Below are 10,813 nucleotides of genomic sequence, written 5' to 3'. Positions count from 1 at the left end.
CCGGCGCGCCGCAAACAGCGCGCCGCACAGCAGCGGCAGCGCCAGCCAGCCCCAGGCGCGCACCGCGTCGCTGACCGCGATCAGCCCACGGGTCAGCGCCGGCAGCGTCTGCCCGGAATCGATGAACACGCGCACCACGTCCGGCACCACGTAACCCAGCAGGAAACCCACGATGGCCAGCGAGGCGATCAGCAGGATCAGCGGATACAGCAGCGCCAACTGGATCTTCTGTCGCGACTGCTGACGCTGCTCGGTGTAGTCGGCCAGACGCTCGAGCACCGGCCCGAGATGGCCGGCGTGCTCGCCGGCGGCCACCGTGGCGCGATACAGCTCGGGGAAGGCGGCCGGAAAGGCTTTCAGACCTTCCGCCAGGCTATGGCCCTCCAGCACCCGGGCGCGCACCGCCAGCAGCATGGCCTGGATGCGCGCCGAGCCGGCCTGGGCGGCGGCCGCGCCGAGCGCTTCCTCGATCGGCAACGCGGCCTGAACCAGGGTGGCCAACTGGCGGGTCAGCAGCGCCAGGTCGCGCGCCGACAGGCCACGCACCAGCTGCCAGCCGCTGCCGCTGGCCTCGCGGGCCCGCGCGGCCTTGACCTCCAGTGGCGCCAGTTCCCTTTCGCGCAGCATCTGCCGCACCTGGCGACTGCTGTCGGCTTCCAGGATGCCCTTGCGCTGACGGCCCCGCGTGTCGAGGGCCAGGTATTCGAAAGCGGCCATCGGTTATTCCTCGCGGGTCACCCGCAGGACCTCTTCCAGCGTGGTCACGCCTTCGAGCACCTTGCGCCGGCCGTCCTCGCGAATGCCCGGCCCGAGCCGGCGGGCATGGCGAATCAGCTCCTGCTCGGCGGCGCCGTTGTGCACCAGGGTGCGCATGACATCGTCGAACACCACCAGCTCGTAGATGCCGGTACGCCCGCGATAGCCCTGCTGGTTGCAGGCGGCGCAACCGCAGGCGCGGTAGATGACCGGTGCCTGCTGCGCCTCCAGGCCGAGCAGCGCGCAGGCCGACTCGTCGGCAGTGATGGCTTCCTTGCATTCCGGGCAGAGCACGCGCACCAGGCGCTGGGCCAGCACGCCGAGCAGCGACGAGGCCAGCAGGAATGGCTCGACGCCCATGTCCACCAGGCGGCTGACCGCCCCCACGGCGCTGTTGGTGTGCAACGTGGACAGCACCAGGTGGCCGGTGAGCGAGGCCTGTACGGCGATCTCGGCGGTTTCCCGGTCGCGGATCTCGCCGACCATCACCACATCCGGGTCCTGGCGCAGGATGGCGCGCAGGCCGCGCGCGAAGGTCATGTCCACCTTGGGATTCACCTGGGTCTGGCCGATGCCTTCCAGGTGGTATTCGATGGGGTCCTCGACGGTGAGGATGTTGCGCGTGCGGTCGTTGAGGGTGACCAGGCTGGCGTACAGGGTGGTGGTCTTGCCCGAGCCGGTAGGGCCGGTGACCAGCAGGATGCCGTGCGGCTTGCGCACCGTCTCCTCCATGCGCAGGCGGTCGCGCTCGCTCATGCCCAGGTGCGCCAGGCTCAGGCGCCCGGCCTGCTTGTCGAGCAGACGCAGCACCACCCGCTCGCCGTTGGCCGACGGCAGGGTGGACACGCGGATGTCCACCTCGCGCCCGGCGATGCGCAGCGAGATGCGCCCGTCCTGGGGGATGCGCTTCTCGGCGATGTCCAGGCGCGCCATGACCTTGATGCGCGACACCAGCAGCGCCGCCAGCTCGCGTCTCGGTTCCAGCACCTCGCGCAGCAGGCCGTCGACACGGAAGCGCACCACCAGGCGCTTCTCAAAGGTTTCCAGGTGGATGTCCGAGGCGTTCTCGCGGATTGCCTGGCCGAGAATGGCGTTGATCAGGCGGATGATCGGCGCGTCATCCTCCTGCTCCAGCAGGTCCTCGGTTTCCGGCACCTGCTCGGCCAGGGCGGCCAGGTCCAGGCTGTCCCCCAGGTCCTCGGCCAGCTGCATGGAGTTGGCATCCTGCTGGTAGGTGCCGGCCAACAGACGTTCGAATTCCTCGGCAGACAGCGGGCGCAACGGCAAGCGGCGACCGGCGAAGCGCCGGGCCTCGGCCAGGGCGAGCGGCTCGACACCGGGACGGAACCCCAGGCAAGCGGGCTGCGGATCCTCCAGCAGCAGCACCCCATGCCGGCGGGCATAACTGAACGGCAGCCGGCGCGGCGGCGAAGGTGCGGGCTGGGTCATCGGTCGGTCCCTCGACAGGCATGGCCTATAGGTTCTAGACGATTTTTCGCCGCCCGTTCGCGCACCGCCGTGCGACTCGCCCAAAGTTCGGCTTGTCGCTCTACGACGGCCGTCTATGCTCGATTCGCCACCCACGGACCCATAACAAGAACACGTGCAGGGAGCCTTTCTTGTCCCGATTCGGCAATGCGCACTGGTGGTCGCTGCAGGCCCCGCTTCTGCTCGCCATCGTCCTGCTGCTGGGCACCGCCGTTCATCTGGCCTGGCGCGGCAGCGCCTGGCTGAACCTGTTGCGCAGCGAGCCGGTGGTCGCACTGCCCCGCCCGCAGGCGCCGATCACCAGCGTCGCGCCGCGACAACTGGCCAACCTGTTCGGCCTACCGCCGCGCGCCGCACCGGTGGCGCCGCCCGCCACCACCCTGCGCCTGACCCTGCATGGCAGCTTCGTGCATCCGGACCCGGCGCGCTCGCGCGCCATCATCCAGCGCGATGGCGGCCCGGCCCGGCGCCAGACGGTGAACAGCCAGCTGGAGCCGGGCGTGCGCCTGCATGCGGTCTACCCGGATCGGGTGGAAATCGACCGCAACGGAAAACTGGAAACCCTGCCCTTCCCCCGCCGCCGACAGGCGATGGCCGGCAGCGGCGTCTCAGCCGTTCCCGCCTCGGCAGCGGCTGAGGCCCCGGCCGCCAGCAGCGAACAGCTGGCCATGCTGCAGGAAGAACGCTTCAGACAGCTGCGCGAACGCATGGCCACCCTGCGCCAGCGCATCCAGGGCAACACCGCCGAGGCTGATGTGCTTCCGCCTCCTACCGACTCCCCCACGCAAAGCGACTGACCGATGCCGCGCTCTCCCCTCGCCCTCCGCCTGGCCGGCCTGCTGCTGGCTTCGTTCCTTTCCCTGTCCGCCATGGCCCAGACAGCCGCCGTCGCGGATGGCCCGCCCGCCGAATACTGGACCATCAACCTCAAGGATGCCGACATCCGCGAGTTCATCGACCAGGTGGCGGAGATCACCGGGGAAACCTTCATCGTCGACCCGCGCGTGAAGGGCCAGGTGAGCGTGGTCTCTCAGGCGCGCCTGTCGAGCCGGGAGGCCTACCAGCTGTTTCTCTCGGTGATGTCCACCCACGGCTTTACCGTCATCCCCCAGGGTGACCAGGCGCGCATCGTGCCCAACGCCGACGCCAAGGCCGAGGCCGGCGCGCCGGCGGCGCTGGCCGACCAGTTGGAGACCCGCCTGATCCAGGTGCAGCACAACGCTGCCAGCGAGCTGCTGCCGCTGATCCGCCCGCTGGTGCCGCAGTATGGCCACCTGGCGGCCGTGCCCAGCAGCAACGCGCTGATCATCAGCGACCGGCGCGCCAACATCGCCCGCTTGGAGGAACTGATCCGCCAGCTGGACCAGAAGAACGAGAAGGACTACAGCGTGCTCAACCTGCGGCACGCCTGGGTAATGGACGCGGCGGAAACCCTCAACGCCGCCATCGCCCGGGGCCAGGCCGGCGGCGCCAGCGGCACCCAGGTGATCGCCGACGGGCGAACCAACCGCCTGATCCTGCTGGGCCCGCCGGCCGCGCGCGCCAAGCTGGCCACCATGGCCCGGGCGCTGGACACGCCCAGCGTGCGTTCGGCCAACACCCGGGTGATTCGTCTGCGCCACAACGACGCCAAGACCCTGGCCGCCACCCTCGGCGAACTGGCGGCAGGCATGGCCAGCCCGGAAGGCAGCGGCGCAGCGGCGGCCAGCCGCCCGAACAACATGCTGATCCGCGCCGACGAAAGCCTCAACGCACTGATCCTGCTGGCCGAACCGGAAACCGTGAACACCCTGGAGGACGTCGTGCGCCAGCTCGACGTGCCGCGCGCCCAGGTACTGGTGGAGGCGGCGATTGTCGAGGTGTCCGGCGATATCGCCGACGCCCTGGGCGTGCAGTGGGCCATCGATGCGCGCGGCAGCACCGGCGGGCTCGGCGGAGTGAACTTCGCCAATACCGGCCTGTCGGTCGGCTCCCTGCTGCAGAGCCTGCAGGATGAAAGCGTGCCGGAGAGCCTGCCGGACGGCGCCATCATCGGCCTGGGCACCGACAGTTTCGGCGCGCTGATCACCGCGCTGTCGTCGAACAGCAAGAGCAACCTGCTGTCCACGCCCAGCCTGCTGACCCTGGACAACCAGCGCGCGGAAATCCTCGTCGGCCAGAACGTGCCCTTCCAGACCGGTTCCTACACCACCGATGCCTCCGGGGCCGGTAATCCGTTCACCACCATCGAGCGGCAGGACATCGGCGTCACCCTCAAGGTCACGCCGCACATCAACGAAGGCGCCACCCTGCGCCTGGAGATCGAGCAGGAAATTTCCTCCATCGCACCCAGCGCCAGCCTGACCGCGCGGGCGGTCGACCTGATCACCAACAAGCGCGCCATCAAGAGCACCATCCTCGCCGAGGACGGCCAGGTGGTGGTGCTCGGCGGGTTGATCCAGGACGACGTGACACGCAGCGAATCCAAGGTGCCGCTGCTCGGCGACATCCCGCTGCTCGGCCGCCTGTTCCGCTCCACCAAGGACACGCATGTCAAGCGCAACCTGATGGTGTTCCTGCGTCCCAGCGTGGTCCGCGATGCCGCCGGCCTGGCGGCGCTGTCCGGTCGCAAGTACGGCGATATCCGCGTACTGGGCAACGACGGCCGCAACGCCGTGCTGCCGCCCAGCGAGCACCTGCTGTTCGATGGCCTGGGCGAGCGGCCGGTGGACCTGCGGCAGTAACCGCAAACCTCGCCAGGCCCGCTGGGCGCGGCTTCAGCCGCGATGCTCTTATGCGGGCCCAGGCCAGAAGCTCGCGACTGAAGTCGCTCCCACGGATCCGTGCAGCCGGCCAGGTTGGGGTGCTTCGCCTGGCTCCGCTGTCTGTAGGCGGCTTCAGCCGCGATGCTCCTGTGGGAGCCCGGCCCAGGAACTCGCGACCGAAGTCGCTCCTACCAGTCCGCGTAGCCAGCCGGCGCGTTTCACCCAAAAAGGCCGCCCATAAGAAAGCCCCGGCATTGCCGGGGCTTGTGGTACCGCCTGTTGCGTTACTTGTCTTCGTGGCGCTGGTGCTTGAAGAACACACCGGTGTCGCCGAAGGCCGAGGCGATGAAGGGCGAGGTCAGCTCGATTTCGCCGATCTTGCGCGCACTGCTGCGGCGCTCGTTGGCATAGCGCTGATTCAGCGACGGCAGGATCGAGGTCTTGATTTCCATCGAGGTGGCGTACACGTCATACAGCTTGGTGCCTTCCTCGATGCTCAGCAGATCCTCGCGGAAATCGTGCGGCGTGCTGGCGAATCGCGACTTCACCTCGGCGCGCGGCACGAAGTAGATCTGCGTCGGCGCCTTGGGGCTGCTGACAGCGCTGCCGTCCTGCTTGACCTTGGCCATGTCGTCGACCCGCAGCAGGGTCGGCTTCAGGGTGACCGCCGAGAACAGGATCGTGGTGCCCAGGGTTTCGTTCGCCTCGGTCTGAACGAACTGCGAGAGCTCGTTGGCGAAGAAGTTGTAGTTGCCGCCCTGGCCGGACAGGGTGTACAGCGCCGAGACGTTCTTCGACGGCTGGCCATCCACGAAGGCTTTCCAGGCCAGGCCAGGCGCGAAGCCGCGATCGGCCGGATCGCCGGTAACGGAGAGGCGCAGCAGGCTATGGTCTGAACCGCTGGCGAACAGGCCGGTATAGCCGTTGTTGGCAGTCGGCACGAAACGCACCTTGGCCATCACCCCATGCGGGTGGATCGGTTTGGAGTAGCCGACCGGCGCGACGTCGCTATTTTTCTTCACCTTGTCCCAGAGGATGGAGCCGATCAGGCCGCCGACATCGACCGGCACCAGCGGGGGCAGTTCGCCGTCCTGGTACTGGGTACGCAGGGCGCCGTTGACCCAGAGGTTCTCCATCTTGTTGGCCGCCGGCCAGCTCTCGTAGTCCGCCGGGATGTTCAGGCCCCAGGGCTTGAACGCGTTCTCAACGCCCACCAGGCTGCTGTTGAGCTGGGGATTGTGGCGCTTCAGGACGTCCACCATGGTGGTGTGCTCGACCCAGTCGATACCTTCCTGGGTGTAGACCTCGGGGCGGTAGTCCTGGGTGTAGAAGCGGTCAGCCATCAGGCGGCGCGAGGCTGCGGAGATGAAGATCTGGAAGGCGGTTTCACCAAAGGCGAAGCCATCCGGGCGCACGGTTTCGGCCAGTTGGCCGACCAATGCATCGATCTGCTCGATATCGTTGTTGTACAGGCGTTTCAGGTTGGCCAGGGTTTCCGGATCCTTGGTCAGGTCCTCGAACTTGGTGATCGGATTCAGGCCAATCTGGCGGCGGAACTCGTTGTAGCGCGGCACGCCGCGCTCCCGGTCACGCAGCACATCGATGGTCGCCATGTCGACGTTGCCTACCAGCGGCAGGGACAGGTCGCGCAGGAAACCCGGGTAGTTGTTGAGGGTGAGCGAGCCGGGGTTGGTGATGCCGAAGGAGTACCAGAGGCGCTCCGGACGCTCGGCGGCCAGCAGGTTCTCAGCCTCGCGGTCGATGGCGTTCTGCAGCGGAATGGTGCGCGAAACCAGGTTCGAACCGATGTCATACACCTCGATGTTGTCGCGCATCAGCGGGTGCATGCGGTAAACCGCGACGAATTCCTCCGACAGGCTGAACGGCACGCCGTAGTTGTTGGTGGCGGCCGAGCCCACGATGCCGGTCAGAGCGTGGTCGATGGCGCTGTTGCCCACGCCGTCGGAAAGGTTCGGGTCAAAGCCCAGGATACGCGTGATGAAGGAGTCGGACTTGGCCAGATCCTCACGCAGCTTGCGGACTTCCTCCTGGAAATCGCTACGCGGGCCGCCCTGGCCCAGCAGGCCCCACCAGTTGGAGTACATGGCGCGCTCGGTCACCGGGTTGGCGATCACCGCCGGCGTCCATTCCACGGTGTGGATCTTGGCCATCAGCGCGGAGTTGATCAGACGGGCCTTGTCGTACAGCCACTGGTCATCCTTGTCCGGGTAGCGGGCCTTCAGCCGGTCGGCGATGGCGTTGTGCTCCAGGGTGAATAGCTGGTGCAACATGCTCAGGCCCAGCCACCAGTTCTCGTTGAAGCCGGTGACCGGCTTGCCGCTGACGAACTCGCGGGGCAGGCGGTTGTTGGCATCGATCTTCAGCTTGCCATCCACGAAGGAACGGACCTTGTCACTGGCTTCCTTGCTGCTGCCGTAGAGTTGCGAACCGTCCCACCAGTGGGTGTTGTGGTTACGGAAGGTCTGCGGCAGGGCGGCTTCATCCGGGGTGCGGCTAGGGTCGGCCTGGGTACGGCGTACCGACATGGTGCCGGAGCCGAGCGGGTCGCCGGCCGGCAGCGGAATCTGAATCGGATCGGCTTCGGCGTTCGGGCCGTGGTCGAACCAGTCGTGGATCATGAACTGGATCCATGCAGCGGCGATGAAGTTGAGGCTGGGCGCGGGCTTGAACTCGTCGCGCGCCATCAGGACGTTACTGACCTCTCGCGGGTTGGGTGTCAGCAGCGTGTCGGTTTCGGCGTGTGCCGCGCTCAGGCCGACGTTACGGCTGAAGCGCATGTACACGGAACCTTCGGATGGGTTGGACAGGATGTTACAGGTGCCGTCTTCGGTACGTGCGATCTCGCTTCGCGGGTCGCAGGTGATATCGGCGTTGTGGCGCTCGTAGTTTTCTACGTCGATGAGGTTGTTTTCGAACAGCGCCTCGCGCTCCATCGCGAGCGTGATCAGGCCTGCGAAGATGCCTAGCGTTCCCAGCTTGGTGAGGGCTGGCCATGTTACCCAGACGGACATGCAGTATCTCCCTTGTTTTTATTGTGTGGTGCCGAGCGGTTCGGCGGCACCAGCTTAGGAAGGGAGGCCAGGGGCTGCCCCCCTCCCCAGGGAGGGGAAAGGGCGCATGGGCCTGCAGCTCGTCAGGAAACGGAGCGCGGCCGCGCACAGAGGATCGCCTCGGTGCGGTTGGCCACGTTGAGCTTCGCGTAGATGTTCTTCAGGTGCCACTTGGTAGTGGACAGGGCAATGCCGGTCCGCACGCTGATCTCGGTGTTGGAGAGCCCCTGCAGCAGGCAGTCGAAGATCTCCACTTCCTTGCCGGTGAGCAGGCCGGTCAGCCAGGGCCGCTGCGCCGGCGGCCGGGGGGCCAGGAACTCGCCGAACAGCTGCCGATAGCGTTCGGGGATGTCCAGCCCGGTCGCATCGAGCAGCCCGAACACCCCTTCGCCGAACCCCGGCGCCTCGTCGAACACCGAGCGGTTGATGGTGACCAGCCCGTACTCCTCGACCAGGCGCACCAGCGCACTCAACTGTTCGGCGTCGTCGTGCTGGCGCGCCAGCAGCGTCAGCAGGTTGGCCTCGACGATCAGCTGCCGCGCCCGCAGCTCGCCACGCCGCAGCGCTTCCAGCAGCACCCGCAGCACCCGCTCGGCGCGGCCGTGCTGGCCGCGCGCCTGGAGCCAGTACACCACGGCGAGCCCGCGGCGCTCCCAGCACTCGTCATGCTCGCGCACCCGCTCCCAGCTGCCCTCGGCCAGCGCCACGTCAAGCCGGTAGCGGCGCACCAGGCTTTCCAGCAGCGCCGTGCGCCCGGACAGCCAGGCCTGGCGTGCCTGCTCCTGGATCAACTGGCTGGAAAAACGCGTGTACTGCCCCAGTTGCAGCAGGCCCGCCAGTTGCTCCAGCAGACGGCTCGCCCGCTCGTGGGCCTGGCGGCGGAACAGTAGCCGCGACAGGGTGAGATAGACCGTGGCGATGGCCTCGGTCGCCGACGACGCGCTGACCCGCGCCAGCAGCTGTTCGCACAGCGGTTCGGCGGCCTCCAGGCGATTCTGCTCATACAGCGCCACCACCATGGCCGTGGCCCGGTTGACCCAGGCCGGCCGAGAGGGATCGGTGCGCTGGAAATCCGCACTGACCTCGCGGCGCACCTGGGCAACCCGACCGGCCTGGCGGTGGCAGAGGGCGATCACCAGATCGGCGTAGCTTTCCAGGAACGCCAGTCCGGCTTCGGCCAGCAGCTCCTTGCCCTGCACGGCGAAACGCAACGCGCGCGCCAGCCGGCCGCCGAGCAAATGGTGATAGGCGCCTATCACCAGGGCGCGGGCGCGGATGGCCAACGGCTGTTCGGTGTCGGTCAGGCGTTCCCAGTTGGGCTCGGGCACGAAGTGGCGGTCCTGCTGGAACAGCTGCAGGTAGAAGGCCAGGCAGCGCAGGCTGGCCGGATCGGCGGACAGCGCGCACGCCTGGGCGAGGTGGTGGCTGGCCTGGTGGAAACGCCTCGACAGGGTCAGTGCCTCCACCAGGCACAGCAGCAGGCGCGGGTCGCCGCGCAGCCGCTCTTCGGGGAGCCGCCCCAGCCAGTGGATGATGGCGGCGAACTCGCCGCTGGCCAGCCAGGCCCCGCAACAGGCGCTCAGCACGGACTGGAACAGCGCGTCATCGGCGCTCTGCCAGGCATGCCTCACGGCCTGTTCATATTCGCCTCTGCGCAGGAAATGGGCCGCGGCGCGGCCATGCAGGTCGCCGACCCGTTCAGGCTGTTCGATGGCCAGGCGGCCGGCGAGAAAATCGCGCAGCAGCGCGTGATGGCGGTACCAGCCGGGCTCGGGCAGCGGCAGCAGGAACAGCTGACGTACCGCCAGGCGTTCCAGCTGCCGGGCGGCACCCTGGGAGCCCAGCACGGCATCGCAGGCGGGGCCGTCGAAACGCTCGAACACCGCCGAGGTGATCAACAACTGGCGACAGCTGTCCGGGAGGCCGCGCAGCACTTCCTGGTCGAAGAACGCGGCGATGCCCGCATGGCTGCCATCGAAGCGCGCCGGCACAGCATCGCCCTGCAGGGCACGCAGGCGTAATGCCAACGCGACGCCGGTGGCCCAGCCCTCGGTGATTGCCAGCAGGCTGGCGAGCGCCTGCTCGTCCAGCCGGCTGCCGCCCAGCCGCTCATGCAGCTCGCACACCTCCTCTGCCGAGAAGCCCAGGTCGGCGGCGTCGACAAGCTGCACGCGGTTGGTCACCTGCAGGCGCACCAGGGGCAGATCCGGCCGCACCTGGCTGGCGATCAGCACCCGCACGTGGCTGGGCAGACGCTCCAGCAAGGCCGCCAGTCCGGCCAGGACGTCAGCGTCGCCGATGTGCTGAAAGTCGTCGAGGATCAGACACAGGGGCTCGGGACTACGCGCCAGGCGCACCGCCAGCCACTCCCCCAGTGCGGCCGGCGCCAAGCGCAGTACGCGCCCGATCATTCCGCCAACGGCCAAGCCCTCGACCTGTCGCTCCAGCGCTTCGAGCAGGCCGCGGAAGAAGCGCCGTGGCTCGTCGTCGCGCCGGGGAACGGGGTGGTAGATCTTGCGCACGTCGCCCGGGCCCTCGAGCCACTGCCGCAGCGCGGTGGTCTTGCCGGCGCCGGGCGGTGCCAGCATCAGGGTCAGCGGCACCCGCCTGCCCTGTTCCAGCAGCAGGACGAGACGCTCGCGGAATATCAATGGCGCGCTTCCTGCGGCCCCGTCATGGCGTTCCATGCAGACACTCCGAGGGACGCGCGCCGCCGCAAGCCGAAGCTACCTTCGCGGGTCGCAGGTGATATCG

Annotated in this window: 6 protein-coding genes; 2 read left to right on the top strand and 4 right to left on the bottom strand. The window is 68.0% G+C overall.

The window, feature by feature from the left end; translation table 11 throughout:
* Together AS93_RS0111305 and gspE are read right to left on the bottom strand one after the other, a co-directional pair.
* A partial coding sequence (locus AS93_RS0111305; protein WP_027590719.1) for a type II secretion system F family protein occupies positions 1 to 717 on the bottom strand: 717 nt, incomplete at its 3' end.
* A gap of 3 nt (positions 718 to 720) precedes the next feature.
* Positions 721 to 2,205, bottom strand: coding sequence for a type II secretion system ATPase GspE (gene gspE / locus AS93_RS0111300; RefSeq protein ID WP_027590718.1), 1,485 nt, complete (start codon positions 2,203 to 2,205; stop codon positions 721 to 723).
* 170 nt (positions 2,206 to 2,375) lie between these two features.
* Here gspE and AS93_RS19225 point away from each other — a divergent pair, with 170 nt between their 5' ends.
* Both AS93_RS19225 and gspD read left to right on the top strand, forming a co-directional pair.
* Positions 2,376 to 3,041 carry a type II secretion system protein N gene (locus AS93_RS19225; protein WP_051587448.1) on the top strand — a complete coding sequence of 222 codons (666 nt, stop codon included), beginning with the start codon at positions 2,376 to 2,378 and terminating at the stop codon, positions 3,039 to 3,041.
* A gap of 3 nt (positions 3,042 to 3,044) precedes the next feature.
* Entirely contained in the window at positions 3,045 to 4,967 is a 1,923-nt protein-coding gene (gspD, locus tag AS93_RS0111290; protein ID WP_027590717.1) for a type II secretion system secretin GspD, read from the top strand.
* Between the two features lie 305 nt (positions 4,968 to 5,272).
* Here gspD and AS93_RS0111285 read toward each other — a convergent pair whose 3' ends face one another.
* Entirely contained in the window at positions 5,273 to 8,020 is a 2,748-nt protein-coding gene (locus tag AS93_RS0111285) for a peroxidase family protein (protein WP_027590716.1), read from the bottom strand.
* 122 nt (positions 8,021 to 8,142) lie between these two features.
* Entirely contained in the window at positions 8,143 to 10,746 is a 2,604-nt protein-coding gene (locus tag AS93_RS0111280; RefSeq protein WP_155956143.1) for a LuxR C-terminal-related transcriptional regulator, read from the bottom strand.
* Positions 10,747 to 10,813 lie beyond the last annotated feature (67 nt).

The organism is Pseudomonas sp. RL (assembly GCF_000647775.1).
Lineage (GTDB): Bacteria > Pseudomonadota > Gammaproteobacteria > Pseudomonadales > Pseudomonadaceae > Serpens > Serpens flexibilis.
This window is presented reverse-complemented; position numbering and strand designations above follow the sequence as displayed.

Excerpts from the sequence above, each read along its gene's own strand:
- gspD (WP_027590717.1), top strand. The coding sequence starts at position 3,045 with ATGCCGCGCTCTCCCCTCGCCCTCCGCCTGGCCGGCCTGCTGCTGGCT.
- gspE (WP_027590718.1), bottom strand. The coding sequence starts at position 2,205 with ATGACCCAGCCCGCACCTTCGCCGCCGCGCCGGCTGCCGTTCAGTTAT.
- AS93_RS0111285 (WP_027590716.1), bottom strand. The coding sequence starts at position 8,020 with ATGTCCGTCTGGGTAACATGGCCAGCCCTCACCAAGCTGGGAACGCTA.
- AS93_RS0111280 (WP_155956143.1), bottom strand. The coding sequence starts at position 10,746 with ATGGAACGCCATGACGGGGCCGCAGGAAGCGCGCCATTGATATTCCGC.